The 16610-nt window shown below is 50.0% G+C and carries 16 protein-coding genes; 12 read left to right on the plus strand and 4 right to left on the minus strand.

What is annotated here, in order from left to right; genetic code table 11:
• Window positions 1–14 precede the first annotated feature (14 nt).
• From deoD to AM231_RS20780, 4 genes are all read left to right on the plus strand, one after another.
• The gene (gene deoD, locus AM231_RS20765) at window positions 15–722 is read left to right on the plus strand and encodes a purine-nucleoside phosphorylase (RefSeq protein ID WP_054404333.1); all 708 of its coding nucleotides are present in this window, start codon (window positions 15–17) and stop codon (window positions 720–722) included.
• A 189-nt stretch (window positions 723–911) separates the two neighbouring features.
• Window positions 912–2213, plus strand: a complete 1302-nt coding sequence (locus AM231_RS20770; RefSeq protein WP_054404334.1) for a pyrimidine-nucleoside phosphorylase — start codon at window positions 912–914, stop codon at window positions 2211–2213.
• Window positions 2214–2729: 516 nt separating this feature from the next.
• Window positions 2730–3695, plus strand: coding sequence for an MraY family glycosyltransferase (locus AM231_RS20775; RefSeq protein WP_053491394.1), 966 nt, complete (start codon window positions 2730–2732; stop codon window positions 3693–3695).
• Window positions 3696–3835: 140 nt separating this feature from the next.
• The gene (locus tag AM231_RS20780) at window positions 3836–4681 is read left to right on the plus strand and encodes an SDR family oxidoreductase (protein WP_054404432.1); all 846 of its coding nucleotides are present in this window, start codon (window positions 3836–3838) and stop codon (window positions 4679–4681) included.
• 119 nt (window positions 4682–4800) lie between these two features.
• Here AM231_RS20780 and murQ read toward each other — a convergent pair whose 3' ends face one another.
• Entirely contained in the window at window positions 4801–5712 is a 912-nt protein-coding gene (gene murQ, locus AM231_RS20785; RefSeq protein WP_054404335.1) for an N-acetylmuramic acid 6-phosphate etherase, read from the minus strand.
• A gap of 55 nt (window positions 5713–5767) precedes the next feature.
• Window positions 5768–6724 (minus strand): BadF/BadG/BcrA/BcrD ATPase family protein, encoded by a 957-nt coding sequence (locus AM231_RS20790; protein WP_054404336.1) that lies wholly within the window; start codon window positions 6722–6724, stop codon window positions 5768–5770.
• A 225-nt stretch (window positions 6725–6949) separates the two neighbouring features.
• Here AM231_RS20790 and AM231_RS20795 point away from each other — a divergent pair, with 225 nt between their 5' ends.
• From AM231_RS20795 to AM231_RS20820, 6 genes are all read left to right on the plus strand, one after another.
• Entirely contained in the window at window positions 6950–7786 is an 837-nt protein-coding gene (locus tag AM231_RS20795; protein WP_053491397.1) for a MurR/RpiR family transcriptional regulator, read from the plus strand.
• A 45-nt stretch (window positions 7787–7831) separates the two neighbouring features.
• A complete protein-coding gene (locus AM231_RS20800; RefSeq protein ID WP_054404337.1) occupies window positions 7832–9226 on the plus strand; it encodes an ABC transporter substrate-binding protein in 1395 nt (464 codons plus the stop codon).
• Window positions 9227–9354: 128 nt separating this feature from the next.
• Window positions 9355–10272, plus strand: coding sequence for a carbohydrate ABC transporter permease (locus tag AM231_RS20805; protein ID WP_054404338.1), 918 nt, complete (start codon window positions 9355–9357; stop codon window positions 10270–10272).
• 67 nt (window positions 10273–10339) lie between these two features.
• Window positions 10340–11173 (plus strand): carbohydrate ABC transporter permease, encoded by an 834-nt coding sequence (locus AM231_RS20810; protein ID WP_053491400.1) that lies wholly within the window; start codon window positions 10340–10342, stop codon window positions 11171–11173.
• Window positions 11174–11187: 14 nt separating this feature from the next.
• Window positions 11188–12294: an ABC transporter ATP-binding protein gene (locus AM231_RS20815; RefSeq protein WP_053491401.1), complete on the plus strand. Its 1107-nt coding sequence runs from the start codon at window positions 11188–11190 to the stop codon at window positions 12292–12294.
• A 26-nt stretch (window positions 12295–12320) separates the two neighbouring features.
• Window positions 12321–13016 carry a hypothetical protein gene (locus AM231_RS20820; protein ID WP_054404339.1) on the plus strand — a complete coding sequence of 232 codons (696 nt, stop codon included), beginning with the start codon at window positions 12321–12323 and terminating at the stop codon, window positions 13014–13016.
• Between the two features lie 84 nt (window positions 13017–13100).
• Here the strand turns inward: AM231_RS20820 and AM231_RS20825 are convergent, their stop codons facing one another.
• Both AM231_RS20825 and AM231_RS20830 read right to left on the minus strand, forming a co-directional pair.
• A complete protein-coding gene (locus AM231_RS20825; protein ID WP_242615254.1) occupies window positions 13101–14645 on the minus strand; it encodes a DHA2 family efflux MFS transporter permease subunit in 1545 nt (514 codons plus the stop codon).
• 18 nt (window positions 14646–14663) lie between these two features.
• The gene (locus AM231_RS20830; protein WP_054404340.1) at window positions 14664–15299 is read right to left on the minus strand and encodes an HlyD family secretion protein; all 636 of its coding nucleotides are present in this window, start codon (window positions 15297–15299) and stop codon (window positions 14664–14666) included.
• 181 nt (window positions 15300–15480) lie between these two features.
• Between AM231_RS20830 and AM231_RS20835 the strand changes: the two genes are divergently transcribed.
• Together AM231_RS20835 and AM231_RS20840 are read left to right on the plus strand one after the other, a co-directional pair.
• Complete coding sequence (locus AM231_RS20835) at window positions 15481–16032, plus strand: NAD(P)H-dependent oxidoreductase (RefSeq protein ID WP_054404341.1); 552 nt, start codon at window positions 15481–15483, stop codon at window positions 16030–16032.
• A gap of 12 nt (window positions 16033–16044) precedes the next feature.
• Entirely contained in the window at window positions 16045–16497 is a 453-nt protein-coding gene (locus tag AM231_RS20840; RefSeq protein ID WP_054404342.1) for a hypothetical protein, read from the plus strand.
• Window positions 16498–16610 lie beyond the last annotated feature (113 nt).

The following is a 16610-nucleotide window of genomic DNA, read 5'->3' on the forward strand; positions in this document are numbered from 1 at the left end:
GGAGGAATGGAACAATGAGCACACATATCGGAGCGAAACCCGGAGATATTGCGGAGTCGATACTGTTGCCTGGAGATCCGCTGCGGGCCAAATTTATTGCAGAGACCTATCTGGAAGACGTAACCTGCTATAACGAAGTGCGAGGAATGCTTGGCTTTACGGGAACGTATAAGGGAAAGCGCGTCTCCGTCCAAGGCTCAGGCATGGGTATACCCTCAATCGGAATCTACGTGAATGAGCTTATTTCGGATTATGGTGTTAAGAATTTGTTTCGTGTAGGAACCTGCGGAGCGATGCAGAAGGATGTCCATGTGCGTGATGTCATTCTCGCCCAGGCAGCTTGCACGGATTCCGCCATGAACCGTCATCACTTCAACGGTTATGATTTTTCACCGATTGCCAGCTTCCCCCTGCTGCTTGGCGCGTATGAGCGCGGCAAGGCAAAAGGCTTGAAGATGCACGTCGGCAACGTGTTTACGTCTGATGTGTTCTACCGTGAGGACAAATCGGTTGTGGAGAAGCTGATGCAGCATGGCGTGCTCGGAGTAGAGATGGAGTCGACAGCTCTCTATACGATTGCTGCGCGCTTCGGCGTGAATGCCCTGACCATCCTGACCGTGAGCGATCACTTGATCACTGGGGAAGAGACTTCATCTGAGGAGCGTCAAACAACGTTTAACGAGATGATGGAAGTCGCACTGGATACCGCGATATCGTTGTAAGGAAACCTCCCCAACGAAGAAGGCGGAATTGTTTTGGAGAAGCGGAGCGGTCGCCTTTGCTCACAGATTCCAACAATATTAATTATGTATAAGGAATCTGGGGGCAACAGCGATCGGAAGAACAATCCGCATTTGTATTGATGCCTGTGGAAGGAATACAATCATCGCAATCAGTGAGGAGAATATACGATGAGAATGGTTGATTTAATTGCGAAGAAACGTGACGGCAAAGAACTGACAACAGAAGAGATCAATTTCTTTATCGAAGGATATACCAAGGGAGACATTCCCGACTATCAGGTGAGCGCCATGAACATGGCGATTTACTTCCAGGACATGACCGATCGCGAACGGGCGGACTTGACGATGGCAATGGTGAATTCCGGAGAAACGATTGATCTGTCCGCAATTGAGGGGATCAAGGTTGATAAGCATTCCACAGGGGGCGTAGGTGATACCACGACGCTTGTCCTGGCTCCGCTTGTAGCGGCACTGGATATTCCTGTAGCCAAGATGTCCGGACGCGGCCTGGGTCATACCGGAGGAACGATTGACAAGCTGGAGTCCATTGCAGGATTCCATGTGGAGATCAGCAAAGACGAATTTGTGAACCTTGTAAATCAACATAAAATCGCGGTCATCGGCCAAACTGGGAACCTCACCCCGGCGGACAAGAAATTGTATGCGCTCCGGGATGTGACGGCAACTGTCAATTCCATTCCGCTGATTGCCAGCTCCATCATGAGCAAGAAGATTGCCGCAGGCTCGGATGCGATCGTGCTGGACGTCAAGACCGGAGCGGGGGCCTTCATGAAAACGGTGGAGGATGCCAAGGAATTGGCACACGCAATGGTAAGCATCGGCAACAACGTCGGCCGCAAGACGATGGCAGTCATCTCGGATATGAGCCAGCCGCTTGGGGTGGCGATCGGCAACTCGCTGGAGGTTCAGGAAGCAATCCTTGCGCTTCGTGGTGAGGGACCGAAGGACCTCGAAGAGCTGTGCCTGGCTCTCGGCAGACAGATGGTCTATCTGGCCAAGCAAGCAGACTCGCTTGAGGATGCTGAAGCGAAGCTGAGAGAGGTTATCAAGAACGGCAAGGCGCTGGAGAAATTCAAGGAATTTATCGCGAACCAGGGCGGAGATCCGTCTGTGGTGGATCATCCTGATCGGCTGCCGAAGGCGCAGTACCTTATCGAGCTTCCTGCCCAGCAGGATGGCGTTGTAGCCGAGCTGGTGGCAGACGAGATCGGGACTGCTGCGATGCTGCTAGGAGCCGGCCGCGCCACGAAGGAATCCGAGATTGATCTGGCTGTAGGCCTGATGCTGAACAAGAAGGTCGGCGATACAGTGAAGAAGGGCGATTCCCTTGTCACGATTCATGCCAATCGCGAGAATGTGGATGACGTGAAGCAGAAGCTGTATGAGAGTATTCGAATCGCCGATCATGCGGATGCGCCAGTGTTGATCTATGACATTGTGACGGAGTAGCAGAAATCGCGATCTCCAAGTGCCGTCATCAATGAAGTGTTTTAAGAGTGAGCACTCATAGCTCCCACACCGCAAGAATAGCTTAATCCTATATGAGTGCCTCATTTGTTATGCTATGCCGAACAAACTGCCTTTCGTTCTTTCTGGACGGGGGCAGTTTTTTTTGGCCGTCCTCTCATAAAACGGATGGGAGCCTCATAAGATGGAAATGGGAAACGTAAGGCAAGACAATGGGAGAGGTCGATGAGATTTCCGGGCAAGAGTGATCCTGTCTAAAGGAGGCTTTTGCCATGACCATCGATCAGTTGATTGCTTTGCTGGCACTTATCGTTATGATCATCGGGCTCGCGGTGAAGAAGGAGTCTTGATCTGTGGGTCCGGGAAAGGCTGCTGCTTTTAGTAGAAATTCTACTGATGCAGCAGTCTTTTTCTTTTGATAGGTTGATAGAGTTGGGTTTAAGTCATATACTTAGATTGCAATGTTCTCCATTATTCTTCATTCATTGGGAGGAAACCATGCTCTATTTAGCAGCGTTTGTCATATCCATGGTTCTGGTGTTGGTATTGATTCCGCCTTTTCGCAAACTTGCGGTCAAGATTGACTTTGTGGACAAGCCAAGACCGGACAGCGAACGGAAAATACACCGCGAACCGATACCGCTGACAGCGGGGGTCGCCATATTCATCGGCTTTTTCATCACTTATTTTGCGCTTACCGGCGTCATTTCCAGAGAAGCGGTAGGCATCTTTATCGGTAGTGCCCTTATCCTTGGCATTGGTCTTGTGGATGATTGGTATAAATCCCAGGGCAAGGAGCTGGCTTCACTGCCGAAGCTTATTGTACAGGTTAGCGCAGCCGTGGTTGTCTACAGCTATGGTATTGCGTTTGAAGGATTCAACAACCCGTTTACGGGTCATTATATTAATTTGCCGGAATGGCTTCAGCTCATTTTAACGATTCTGTGGATTTTCGGTGTAACGACCGTCATTAATTTCTCGGACGGTATTGATGGCTTGGCGGGAGGACTCTCCGCTATATCCGGAGGCACGTTGTTTGTCGTTGCCATTACCATGGGCAGAGGAGAATCTGCGCTGCTTGCTGTCATTCTGGTGGGTGCCGCGCTGGGATATTTAAGATATAACAAACCGCCGGCAAGGGTGTTTATGGGAGATGCCGGGGCTACCTTCCTCGGCTTCATACTCGGGATCATTGCCTTGGATGGTGCTTTCAAGGGTGCAACTCTGGCGTCCTTATTCGTTCCCATCTTTGCACTTGGCGTGCCGATCTTCGATAATATCATCGTGGTCATTCGCCGAATGCGTCAGTCCAAGCCGATCTATCAGGCGGATGCATCCCAGGCGCATTATCGTCTGCTCGCAACTGGGCTCAATCAGAAGCAGACGCTTGTATTTCTGTGTTTGCTGAATCTGTGCTTCGGACTTGCTGCGATCATCCTTGCGATGAATGGCAGCGGCGCTTAAGAGCGCTTCAACCCTGGATAGCGATTTATTCTCGCATGTTATGTAAGTCTCGTCTCCAAATCGATGTTGGTGGCGGGACTTTTTTATTCTATATTCGTATATTAGGTACTTGACGAACGGGAGGTTTTAAGTTGAGCGATATGACCGGGAAAATTGCCATTGTCACGGGTGCTAATTCTGGAATGGGGCTGGCTACAACGATTGAGCTGACCAAGATGGGCGCGCATGTGATCATGGCTTGTCGAAGTCAATCCAGAGGAGCAGCTGCACTGCGGGAAGCCCAGCAAGAGAGTAACAGTTCGAGGATCGAGCTGATGACGCTGGATTTGGGGGATTTTGATAGCATTAGAGCCTTTGCATCCGACTTTAAAGCCAGATATGACAGGCTCGATGTGCTGGTGAACAATGCAGGCGTGGTTGCCCTAAAGCGGGAATTGACAAAGGATGGATATGAAGCCATGCTCGGCGTCAATCATTTGGGACATTTTTTACTGACGAATGAACTCCTTGAACACCTTCAGCATGCCCGGCAGGGGAGAGTCGTAAATGTCTCTTCTGGAGCTCATAAGGTGGGGAAAATTCACTTTGATGATCCTAATTTCGACAAGGGATTTAATGTCGCCAAGGGGTATGCCCAGTCCAAATTAGCGAACATCTTATTTACGAAAGAGCTGGCCCGCCGACTGCAGCCGACACGGGTAACGGTCAATGCGCTCCATCCTGGGGCCGTTAGCACCAGTATTGGTGTGAATCGGGATACGGGCTTTGGTAAAGCAGTTCATAAACTCCTTCGTCCGTTCTTCTTGACCCCACTCGAAGGAGCACGGACAGCGATATACTTGGCGTCTAGTCCTGAAGTGGAGCATGTGACCGGTGAATATTACATCAAATGCAAACCGGCCAAGATCACCGAAAGAGCAAAAGATCCGAAGCTTGCGGCTCGCCTGTGGGAATGGAGTGAGCAGCAGATTGGGTCGAGTAGGTAGGCAAGCGAGTTGCAGGTTGCCAATAAATAAACGGGATATCCTCCAAAGCCAGATGTTCCTGGTCTGGGGGATATCCCGTTTTATCTTGGATCGCCGCTGTTAGCAGCGGAATCGTTCATTCATTTACCCGCATTCATATCGATCGCGCTCCGTACAAATCCGCTGGTGCCATCCAGTAGCTGACTGGCTTCAGCCGCACTGACATTTGCCAGCAGCATGACAATCGCCGTTTTCACATGGGCATCTGCTTCATGGTAAGCCTTCTCCACAGCCTCCTCCGATGCTCCCGTTGCCAGGGTTATGATACGTTTGGCACGATATACCAGCTTGTTGTTGGACGGATTGAGATCAACCATCAGGTTTTTGTATACCTTGCCGATTCGAATCATGGCGGTCGTTGTCAGCATATTGAGAATCAGCTTCTGCGAAGTGCCGGCCTTCATGCGTGTGGAGCCCATGATAACTTCAGGACCCACTACGGCTTCAATTACAAAATCGGCATGATGATGCATCGGTGAGTGGTAGTTATTGCAGAGTCCGACGACGACAGCCCCGCGTTCCTTAGCGCGTCTCATGGCTCCTAAGACATAAGGCGTGCGGCCGCTTGCAGCGATGCCCATAACGACATCGTTCTCGTTGATATCATTCTCGTTAATATCTTGCTCACCTAACTCTTCGCTGTCCTCCGCACCCTCGACGGCCTCCTTTACAGCCCTGAAGCCGCCTGCGATCAATCCTTGTACCATAGAGGGATCCGTACCGTAGGTAGGCGGACATTCGGATGCATCCAGAATACCGATTCGTCCGCTGGTTCCTGCACCTATGTAGAATAATCTGCCGCTCTTTTGAAAAGCTTCCACAACATGGTCAGCAGCTTTGGCTATGAGAGGGATTAGCTCGTGGATCACATCGGTAATTTGACTATCCTCACGATTAATGAGGTGCATAATTTGCTCTGAGTTCAACTGATCAATATTCTGGGTATGCTCGTGAGGCTGTTCGGTTGTCAATTGACTAAGAATATTCGACATGAGACAGGTCTCCTTTTTTGCCTTGGAATATGGACGGGCACTGATGATATGAAAGTTACAGGATGTCAGGGACGCCGTCTCTAAATAGCTTGCAGGCTAACAGGGCCGCACCATGGGCGGGGGTCCGCTCATAATTCCCTTCAGGGAACCGGAGCTTAGGGTAGCGGGTAAGCAGAAGATGGCTGTACGTTTCCCGAAACAAACGCGAATGTTTAAATATCGAGCCGATTCGAACGAGCTCACTCTCGGCAAATTCCGTATGCTGTCTTATAAGCGCGCGTGTTGTCTCTGCCAGCTCTTCAGCTTGCTGCTGGATAATACGGCTTGCCGCTTCATCACCGGCTTGAGCTGCTTCAATGCAGCAGCGGGCGAAGGAAGCGATATCCTGTTTGGTTATGGCAGGTTGGTAAATATAAGATTTGAGATCCGTAATATGCTCGAGAGGATAAGCTGCCATAATCAAGCTGCTCATAGCCGTAGGGGGCTCGATGCCCTCATGGGTCTTGATGACAGACTTCAGAGTTTGCAGTCCAATCTGATAGCCGCTGCCTTCATCTCCGAGAAGATGGCCCCAGCCCCCAACCCGGTAAGTATGTCCCGATTTGGTAATGCCATAGGTATTGGAACCCGTTCCTGAGATCGCGAGTATTCCATATTGTCGCTCCAGCACGGCCATTAAGGAAATTTCAGCCTCCGAACGCATATAAATCCGTATAGAGAGCTGCTGTTCCTGGAAATAAGAGCGAAGTTGAGATTGAACAAGTTGGCGTTCCTTTACAGAACTAATACCTGACATACCGAGGCATATTGATGTTAACTGAGTTGCCCTATCAGAAAGAGGCTTTAGAAGCTCATTCAACACCCTTTGGAGTTCCTCCAGCGCTTTATCCATTGTTACAATGTAAGGATTAGTAGAACCCCCAGTATAACGAGACAACATTTCTCCGCTGCTGCTGATCGCGGTTGCTTCCGTTTTTGTACCGCCACCATCCACACCGATAAAAATTTCCATATTGAACCACTTCGCTTTCTATAAACCAGTATAGGAGAAAAAAGCAGGCTTGTAAAATAAAATTTTAAAGTATGAATTAAGTATTGAAATATAATTTCACAGGATTTATAATGAACACATCCGCTGATATTGAAAGCGATACCAGTCATGCTTTCGAACATGGTGTGTGAGATAATATTACATATTTATACCTATCAGAGGATGTTTTGTAAAGGGGGCCAAGAAATGAATGGCGGATTGGTTCGATTGCGCGAGGTATATGATTCATTGAATCCGTCCGAGCGCAAGGTTGCAGCCTTCATTTTGCAGGAACCGGCAGAGATGATACAGATGTCGGTCGCGGATCTTGCTGTCCGAAGCGGTTCCAGTCAGGCTGCCATTGTGCGCCTGTGCAAAACGATGGGATTCAAAGGCTATCAGGATCTGAAGTTGAAGGTGGCCGGAGATTTGCAGGAGCCATTAGCCTCCGGATATCAGGATATCCGGCCCAATGACAGTATTTCTGCAATTATACAGAACGTCTCGAACAACAACATTCAATCGATTCGGGATACGATGAAGATTATGGAGGAAGGGAAGGTGGAAGAGGCCGTTCTGGCTCTCGATCAGTCAAAGCGCATCTTCATGTTTGGAGTAGGAGCTTCCAATCTGATCGGGATGGATGCCCAGCAGAAATTTTTGCGGATTAACAAGGTATGTATATCCTTTCCGGACCCTCATGTTCAGCTCACCTCGGCGGTGCTGTTGACTCCGGATGATGCGGCGGTATGCATTTCCTACTCCGGTGAAACGGATGAAGTGATCCGCGCTGCAGCTATCGCGAAAGAGAAGGGGTGCAAGACGATTGGCATAACGAAATACGGTGACTCTACCTTAAGCCGATCGGTGGACATTCCCTTGTACACCTCCTCGAGGGAGAATGAAATTCGCAGTGGCGCGATGTCCTCTCGTATTACGCAGCTTAATCTTATCGACATTTTATATCTTGGCGTTGCCAGCCGGAATTACGAGAATTCAGTGAAATACCTGGATGAGAGCCGGCAGGCGATCAAACGGTTGTAATTGATAGCGAAACCACAAATATATAAAAGATAAGGGGAGTAGTACATGAAGAAAAAAGGTTGGCTTACATTGTTGGCTTCTTTGATGCTCGTATTTACTGCAGCTTGCGGCGGCTCCGGCGGAACCAAGACATCGGATGGCGGGACAACGCCAGCACCTGGAGGAGGCGGCGAGGCTGCACCTAAGGAGGATAAGGTTGTGGTCTGGACTTATCCGGTTCATGGTAAATATGAAGACGAATTGAAAGAGCATGTGGCGGATTTGAAAGAGAAATATCCACACATTACAGTGGAAACCGAAGTTCTGTCCTGGGCGGAAGGTCCGAAGAAATTCGACGTGGCCTTGAATGCCGGTAACCCGCCGGATCTCTATTTCCACGCGGTGGATGGAGCTTACGTGGATACAGGGCTTGCCTTGGAACTAACCCCTTATATTACGGATGAGATTAAGAATGATTACTTGCCAGGGACGCTTGAACTGGGCCAAATCCAGGGCAAACAATATGGTCTGCCATTGTACCAATCGCTCTGGGCTTGGGGTGGCAACAAGAAAATTCTCGAAGAAGCGGGCATCGATTGGAAATCGATTCAAGAGAATGGATGGACTTGGACCGAGTTCAAGGCAGCTGCTGACAAGCTGACCACTAAACTGCCCAACGGAAAAACACGCTATGCTTTAGTAACAGACGGAACTTCCCTGGATTTTATTGAGATGCTGACACGCAGCAATGGCATGCCGGACGTTCTGAACGACAAGGGCGAATTCCAATGGAATGATGAGCGTATTCTGGATACAATGACCTTCATTTCTGATCTCATGAAAGCAGGACATATGCCTGCTGAAACAGCAGCGATTCAGCCTGCCAAACGGATGGATTGGTTCTATGCAGAGGAAGCGGCAATTGTGTCCAAAGCTATTCCTTATTATGACGTTATGCTGCAGAACCGTGCGAAGGATATTGACAGCGGTACTGTACAAGGCGAGAAAATCGACTTCGTATTGCTCCCGGTTCCGCATAATGATGGAGCTGAGCGCAAAACCTCCATGTTTGGTGAAGGCTACGTAGCTTTCAAACAGAAGAAGGATAAAGGCGAAGAGCATGCCAAGAACACATTCCTGATCATGGAAGGCCTCAGCGGTGCGAAGGCGGGGAATTCCGCGAATGAGCTGGTCCTGCCATTCGTTCGTAAATCACAGGCAGAGTATTTTGAAGGTAAAGGACTTGGAACGGAACCGACAATTAAAGCAGCTGAAATTTTTGCAAACTTCAAAGACATTCCTGTAACCTTGAGCCTCGATGCGAAGAATTCTGGCAACCAGAAGAAATTCAAGGAGCAAGTGGTGAAGCCGAACATTCAAGCGCTGTTCTCGGGTGAGAAAACACCGGAGGAGATCGCTCAAGACTTCAAAGATAAAGGCAAACAAATTTTAGGACAGTAATTGAAGTTAAAGGGGGTGTCCCGTTGTCCTTAGCAGGAACGATCGGGCCGCCCCCTTTTTTAACCATTGATCGTGGCTCCAATTAGCCTCATCAAATTACTTCACCTGTGCGCAAAGGAGGAATTCATATGCAGACCGCCCCGGCGCAAACCCGGCCTTCACGGCCACCCATGAAGGGGTACTTACGCGAATATGGTTGGGCGTATTTGTTCATTTTGGCTCCCGTATTGCTGTTCTTGATATTTACGCTGTATCCGGTCGCTTCCGCCTTTCTGATGAGCTTCCAGCAATACAGTATTATGGGCTCTGAATGGATTGGAGCGGATAATTACACACGGATGGTCCATGACGATGTGTTCTGGAAGTCCATGAGGAATACGGTCATTTTCACGTTAGGTACTGTACCGGTTAACATTGTAATAACGTATGCCCTGTCTTTTTTTATCTTCCAAATGAAAAATAAGTGGCAGACATTCTTCAAAGCAACGATGTATTTGCCAGCCGTTGCTTCCGGGGTTACGATCTCGGTCGTATGGCTTGCGATCTATGATCCAACCAATGCCGGTCTACTGAACCGCTTTATCGGGCTGTTCGGTTTGGATCCAGTCATCTGGCTTGGTAAATCGAGCACGGCTCTTTTTTCGCTTATCTTGATGAACTGGCTAGGTTCGCATGGCGCGGGTATTATTCTCTATTTGGCCGCCATGGGCGGGATTCCGAAATCGCTCTATGAAGCCGCGGATATTGACCATGCCAGCGGCTGGTCCAAATTCTGGCGTATTACTTGGCCATTGATGAAGCCAACCACTTTATATCTGCTGGTAACAGGCGTCATCACATCATTCCAGGTATTTATCTCGGTATACCTGATGACGCAGGGGGGACCGAACTTTGCAACAACGACAATTGCCTATCTGATCTACAGTACAGCGTTTAACTTCTATGAATTTGGACTGGCGGCGGCCCAGTCATTCGTGCTGGCTGCATTGATTATTGTCATTTCCATCATTCAGTTCAAATATTTCTCCTCCGATGTGGAGTACTAAAGTGAATTGAGACCGCTTACGTTTTTTGTGTTATATGCTTTTTTTGAAGCTAAAAGGGGGTGCACCTATGAAATCAAAATCAAAAGTGATCATGCTGATTGTGGCTTCGGTCATCCTGATCGTATGGAGCGTTCTGACGATCATTCCGATGTACTGGATGTTGATCGGTTCTGTGCAGGATACCAAGTCGGCAGCTTCGTTTATCCCGAAAATGATTCCGGACGTATTATCCGTCGCCCCATACGAGCGTTTTTTTGGCAAAACCAACGTCATGAGGTGGCTCTTTAACTCCTTGCTGGTCTCATCCATTCTGACGGTGACCAACGTATTTCTGGCCTCGCTCGCAGGATACGCCTTTGCGAAGCTGAAGTTCCCGGGGAACAAAGCGGTGTTTTGGATCTTGCTTAGCACGATGATGATTCCGGCGCAGGTAACGCTGATTCCGCTCTATATTTTGATGATTGACGTTTTTGATCTCGGGAATACATACACGGCAATCCTTCTTCCGGGTATCGTAAGCGTAGGCAATATATTCCTGATGAAGCAGTACATGTCGTCGCTGCCGACCTCTTTGATTCATGCGGCACGCATTGACGCTTGCGGTGAATTCGGCATTTTCTGGAAGGTTATTCTCCCAATGGCTAAACCGGGTCTCGCCGTGCTTGCGATTTTTACATTCGTTGCATCATGGAACGATTTCTTCTGGCCCTTCCTCGTGACCAACTCGACGGAGATGAGGACGATTCAGGTCGGTCTTGCTTCCTTCGTCTATGCGGACACGACCGATTTCGGCGCACTTATGGCTGGAGCAACCGTCGCGGCACTGCCGATGATGATTCTGTTCTTCTCGCTTCAGCGCTATTTCCTGCAAGGCATCACCATTGGAGCCGTTAAAGGCTAGAAGGAGGCAAAGTTATGGCACGCGTAGAATTCCGAAATATACGAAAAGAATTTGTAGACGACAATAAAGGAACGTTTACCGCTGTAGCGGGGTCGGACTTTGTGATCAATGATAAAGAGTTCGTGGTATTTGTTGGCCCATCTGGCTGTGGTAAAACCACCTCGCTGCGCATGATTGCGGGGCTTGAACGTCAAACCTCCGGCGATATTATCATTGGCGACAGGGTGGTAAACAATCTTCATCCGAAAGACCGGGATATCGCGATGGTATTCCAGGACTACGCGCTGTATCCGCATATGACAATCCGCGAGAACCTTTCCTTCGGCTTGAAGAACCTGAAGAAGCCCAAGGCTTATATAGAGCAAAAAGTATCACAAGCTGCTTCCATTCTCGGTCTGGAGTCGATGATCGACCGGAAGCCGCGTGAGCTCTCCGGCGGACAGCGCCAGCGGGTTGCGGTAGGGCGGGCCATCGTGCGTGATCCGCAAGTGTTTCTGTTCGACGAGCCGCTGTCAAATCTGGATGCGAAGCTTCGCGTGCAGATGCGGGTAGAGTTGTCCGAGCTGCATAAACGTTTGGAAGCGACTATCGTTTATGTCACGCATGATCAAGTGGAAGCGATGACGTTGGGTGAGCGGATCGTCGTAATGAACAACGGTATTATTCAACAGATTGCGTCACCAACGGAACTGTATGCGAAACCGCAGAACATGTTTGTTGCCGGCTTTATCGGTTCGCCGCCGATGAACTTTATCGATGTGCAGAAAGAAGGAAATCTTCTTCACACGGAAGGCGGAATATTTACCATTCCGGATTCAATGGCAGGCGCGCTGAGTCACTACGACAACCGGCATCTCATCCTGGGGATTCGACCGGAGCATATTACGGGTGAGGATATGCCGGCTACAACCAATCTGGATTACAAGTATGTTGCGAAGATCCAGGTTGTAGAGCATCTGGGTTCCGAGAATCTGGTGTACTTCCGTGTCGGTAATCGTACCGTAACCGCTAAAGTTCATCCGGAGACAACAGGTTACCCAGGCATGGATAAAACCTTCATATTCAATTTCGATAAAGTGCATTTCTTCGATCCTGAGACGGAGCAGCGTATCGATTGGTAAACAACGACGAAGAGGAGAGGAAAGCTATGCGCAAGCTGAATGATGTGTTGAAAAAAACAGGGATTGAGATATACCGTGAGATTACAGCGGTGGCTTTATACAGCATGATTAGCTCGCTGGTGCTTGTAGCGATTGTCATGTATGTAAAGCTGGTGGTCGCATTGGTGCTGCTGCCGGTTCTGTACATGCCGCTGTTCTATGGGGTGTGTTACGCGTACCATCGCAAGACGGAGCGGGGCAAATCCAGGCTTAAGGACGTGTTTCAAGGCGCAGTCAAAGGGCTGGGACCTGCCATTGTGATGGGCTTCTTCTTCGTAGTGATGATCCTGATTCTCTGGTCCACCTGGTGGTATTATGGGGGCAAGGAAGGCATGGGTTCACTGGCCTTTGGCGTGTTCCAAACCTATTTTGTCATCATGGCGCTGGTCTCCCAATTCTACACCTTTCAGCTTGTTATTCAGGAAGGAATGGGCATTTTCAAAGCTATGGCCCATAGCGTCAAGCTGTTTCTGAAGTTCCCGGCTTATACGCTGGGCGCATGCTTTCAAGCGTTATTCGTTGCTGTTCCTCTCCTCCTCACCGTGGTCGGCTTCGGGTTTCTGTTTAACGGCATGTGGGCGATATTCCAGCATAAAGCAACCTATAATGTGTTAAATCCCGAGGAGCCAAAGCCTGAGACCGGCAGCGTCATCTCCTCGGAAGCCGGAGGTGTCGGCATATAAAGACGGCAAAACAAGGATGCCCGAGCGGTCTATAAACCCGCCAGACATCCTTGTAGGTGAAAATTTGTTTGTCGTTTATTAATCTTATTTCGCAGGTTTGGCCCTCTTGGGTTTCCGCGCGCGGCGCAGGAAGAAGGACAATACTAAAGCGATGATGGCAATCCAGGTCGCCACGATGAACGCGTCGTTGATCCCTTCGATGGTTGCATTTTCGGTCACGATGCCAATTACGCTCTGAAGCGTCAAGGCGTATCCTGTTTCCGCAGGTACCCCGGCAGAAGCGGAGATGCTTTGGCTGGCCGCGGCAAAGTTTTCGGCCAAGAACGGATTGCTCGGTGTATATAGCTCTGCGGACTGCTCAACGTGAACCGTCGTGCGGGTGGACATAACCGTCACGAGCAGTGCCGTCCCGATCGAACCGGCCACCTGCCGCATTGTGTTGGACATGGCTGTTCCATGGGAACCCAGCCGCGGAGGCAGTTGGTTGAGCCCTTCGGTCTGCACGGACATCATGATCATCGACATGCCGAAGCTGCGCACCGTGTACAGCAGCATCAGGTGAGGGAAGGTGGTGAGCGAGGTCAATTCGCTGAATTCGAATGTGGACAGCGCCGTAATGGTGAGGCCGACGATCGCGAGCGGTCTGGCTCCGATTTTATCGAATAACGCGCCCGAAATTGGCGACATGACGCCCATCAGTAAAGCCCCCGGCAGCAGAAGCAGTCCGGATTGGAGCGGTGTAAATCCACGGATGTTTTGCAGGTAAATCGGGAGCAGAAGCATCGCGCCGAACATGGCCATATTGACCAGACCGCCGATAATCGTGGAGAGCGTGAAAATGTCGTATTTAAAGACGCGGAAATCGAGCATCGGTACGTTCATGTTCAACTCGCGCACGACAAACATAATGATAAAGATGAGCCCTATGAGCATAGAGCCAAGCACGGTGGTGCTTGTCCAACCTTTGTCGCCCGCCGAGCTGAAGCCGTAGAGCAGCAAGCCGAAACCGAGCGTGGAGAAAACAACTCCCCAAAAATCGAACTTCGGTTTGGTGAGCTTGTTGACGTTTGTGAGCCACCGATAAGCGAACAAAATGTCCAATACGGCTAGTGGAATCACCATGAAAAACAGAATGCGCCATGTGTAATGCTCAATGATCCAGCCGGAAAGCGTAGGGCCAACGGCCGGGGCAAACGTCATGGCGATGCCCATCATCCCCATCGCGGCTCCCCGTCTTTCAGGCGGAAAGACGGTCAGAAATACGTTCATGACGACGGGCATAATGATTCCTGCGCCGCTCGCCTGAACGATCCGTCCGATGAGCATGATCACGAAGGAGTCGCTGACGGCGCATATGACCGCTCCGGCGGTAAAAAGGCCCATGGCGGATATGAATAAGGCACGCGTTCCAAATGATTCGATCAGAAACGCCGTCACCGGTACCAGCACGCCGTTCACGAGCATGTACGCAGTGGAGAGCCACTGGACGGTCGTAGCCGACACATTGAATTCATTCATTAAATGGGGGATGGCCACGTTCAGAAGCGTCTGGTTCAAAATGGAGATAAAAGCTCCCAGCAGCAGGACGGTGAGCGTTCGCCCCATATGAAATTCCCTTGCGATTGCCATGGCAAGAAAGCCCCCTCGCTAAATATGGATTCGGACGGTAGCGTTCATGCCGGGAACGAGCCCGAGACCTTTATAGCCTTCGATCGTGATGATAATCGGAACGACTTGCGTCACTTTCGTATAGTTTGCATTGGAGTTGGTCGTCGGGAACATCGAGAACGTCGAAGCGGTTGCCAGGCCGATTTGATCGATTTTGCCCGTCAACGTCGTACCGGGGAAAGCATCGACATAGACGTCTACCGTTTGGCCTACTTTGATTTGGTCGAGCTTCGTTTCTTCGATGTTGGCGGAGATCCACAGATTGTTCAAATTAAAAGCTCTTGCCAGCGTTGTGCCGGGTGCGACGTACGTATGGGGGATAGCGCTTTGCTGTACAATCGTGGAGCTGAGCGGGAATGTAATGTTCATCTTGGTGCCTTGCGCATTGATGCTCCCTACCACTTCACCCGTCTGATAATGGTGTCCAACCTGTCCGTTCCAGTTTGTCAGTGTTCCTGCTGCCGGCGCATTGATAGAAACGGCTTGTCCGGTTACCTGCGCATTATCGGTTTTGACATAGTTCGATGTCTGATTGTAATAGTAGATCGCCCCACCGCCCAAAGCGAGCACGATGACGACGACAAGTACATTGACGAGAAGTGCTCGAGAGTTCATACGTGTATTCTCCTCCTAATCATGTTGCTAGTTGTAGCCAGATAAACAGAGCATCTCCTAAACCGGAAAGGCATATTCAAGGATTGCAATTTCTGTATCCTGCAGCACAGCTGTTGGATAAATGAAACGGTTAAGGGGATAAATAAGGAATCAACGCACATGGTTAAGGGGGATATTCCGCATGAAAATATACGTGGTTTATGACAGTGAAAATGGACATACCGAAGCGCTTGCCCGTTCAGTAGCCGAAGGGGCGCGTGAGGTCGAAGGATCTGAGACGGAGATTTCCCATGTCAGCGAGGCGGACATTTACAAGCTGGAGGGAATGGACGCCATCATTTGGGGATGTCCAGGACATTTCGGCACGATCAGCTCAGGGCTCAAAACATGGATTGACCGTTTGGGTTATTTATGGGCTCAGGGAAAGCTCGTGGGGAAAGTGGGGGCCGTATTCTGCACAACGGCTACCGTTCACGGCGGTCTGGAGTCGACGCTTATCAATCTGATCACACCGATGCTTCATAACGGTATGATTATCGTCGGGCTTCCCGGCAACATTCCGGAAAACGCGCTTTACGGCTCCTATTATGGCGTCGGCGTTACCTGTCCCGTTGAATTGTCCGATGAGGACCCCCAAAACCTGCCGAGTGAAAACGATCTGACCCTCGGGCGAGCTCTGGGCAGACGGGTAGCTGAAGTAACCAAACAACTGGTTGCATCGGCTTCAAGGTAGGGTGAACGGGATATGACCATTGCATTTGTGGTGCTCGCCATTGCTGCGCTCATTTTTCTTTTCGTATATAATTCCCGGGCCGCCAAGCGGACTGGTAAACGTCAAGAAGCAAGGGATGAGTCTGCAAAAGAAACATCAACAATTTCCGAAGCTCCGATAGCCGTATCCATTCAGGACCCTCCTCCGGCTGTCGAGCGAACGTCCGTTGTTTCGCCAGAGTCTCCAAGAGCAGCTGCACCTAAAGCCGCGAACAGGGCTGCATTGACAGAAGCCGAGTTAGAGGCACACCGCTCGGCAAGCGAAGGGGATAAGGCTTACCGCGAGGCGCTCCGTAAGTTTGCGGGTTACGCACCGGAAGAGGTTCAGCAATCGAAGGTAGAAATGAAGCCAGACCCGAGCTCTGACGATGCCTACCGGGAAGCCCTGCGGGCCATGGCCCGCAATCAGGAGAAGAAGAAGAATTGATGCCTGGGTTCGGGGTTTAAAAGCAGCAGCGGAGGTCAAACCGCGGGCTGCTTTTTTAAACCATAACCATTTATCACTTAGGGGAAGCTGCTTTAGAACTTAAAGGTACATAC

Source organism: Paenibacillus solani, assembly GCF_001277345.1.
Taxonomy (GTDB): Bacteria; Bacillota; Bacilli; order Paenibacillales; family Paenibacillaceae; genus Paenibacillus_AQ; species Paenibacillus_AQ solani.

Excerpts from the sequence above, each read along its gene's own strand:
- deoD (WP_054404333.1), top strand. The coding sequence starts at position 15 with ATGAGCACACATATCGGAGCGAAACCCGGAGATATTGCGGAGTCGATA.
- AM231_RS20770 (WP_054404334.1), top strand. The coding sequence starts at position 912 with ATGAGAATGGTTGATTTAATTGCGAAGAAACGTGACGGCAAAGAACTG.
- AM231_RS20775 (WP_053491394.1), top strand. The coding sequence starts at position 2,730 with ATGCTCTATTTAGCAGCGTTTGTCATATCCATGGTTCTGGTGTTGGTA.
- AM231_RS20780 (WP_054404432.1), top strand. The coding sequence starts at position 3,836 with ATGACCGGGAAAATTGCCATTGTCACGGGTGCTAATTCTGGAATGGGG.
- murQ (WP_054404335.1), bottom strand. The coding sequence starts at position 5,712 with ATGTCGAATATTCTTAGTCAATTGACAACCGAACAGCCTCACGAGCAT.
- AM231_RS20790 (WP_054404336.1), bottom strand. The coding sequence starts at position 6,724 with ATGGAAATTTTTATCGGTGTGGATGGTGGCGGTACAAAAACGGAAGCA.
- AM231_RS20795 (WP_053491397.1), top strand. The coding sequence starts at position 6,950 with ATGAATGGCGGATTGGTTCGATTGCGCGAGGTATATGATTCATTGAAT.
- AM231_RS20800 (WP_054404337.1), top strand. The coding sequence starts at position 7,832 with ATGAAGAAAAAAGGTTGGCTTACATTGTTGGCTTCTTTGATGCTCGTA.
- AM231_RS20805 (WP_054404338.1), top strand. The coding sequence starts at position 9,355 with ATGCAGACCGCCCCGGCGCAAACCCGGCCTTCACGGCCACCCATGAAG.
- AM231_RS20810 (WP_053491400.1), top strand. The coding sequence starts at position 10,340 with ATGAAATCAAAATCAAAAGTGATCATGCTGATTGTGGCTTCGGTCATC.
- AM231_RS20815 (WP_053491401.1), top strand. The coding sequence starts at position 11,188 with ATGGCACGCGTAGAATTCCGAAATATACGAAAAGAATTTGTAGACGAC.
- AM231_RS20820 (WP_054404339.1), top strand. The coding sequence starts at position 12,321 with ATGCGCAAGCTGAATGATGTGTTGAAAAAAACAGGGATTGAGATATAC.
- AM231_RS20825 (WP_242615254.1), bottom strand. The coding sequence starts at position 14,645 with ATGGCAATCGCAAGGGAATTTCATATGGGGCGAACGCTCACCGTCCTG.
- AM231_RS20830 (WP_054404340.1), bottom strand. The coding sequence starts at position 15,299 with ATGAACTCTCGAGCACTTCTCGTCAATGTACTTGTCGTCGTCATCGTG.
- AM231_RS20835 (WP_054404341.1), top strand. The coding sequence starts at position 15,481 with ATGAAAATATACGTGGTTTATGACAGTGAAAATGGACATACCGAAGCG.
- AM231_RS20840 (WP_054404342.1), top strand. The coding sequence starts at position 16,045 with ATGACCATTGCATTTGTGGTGCTCGCCATTGCTGCGCTCATTTTTCTT.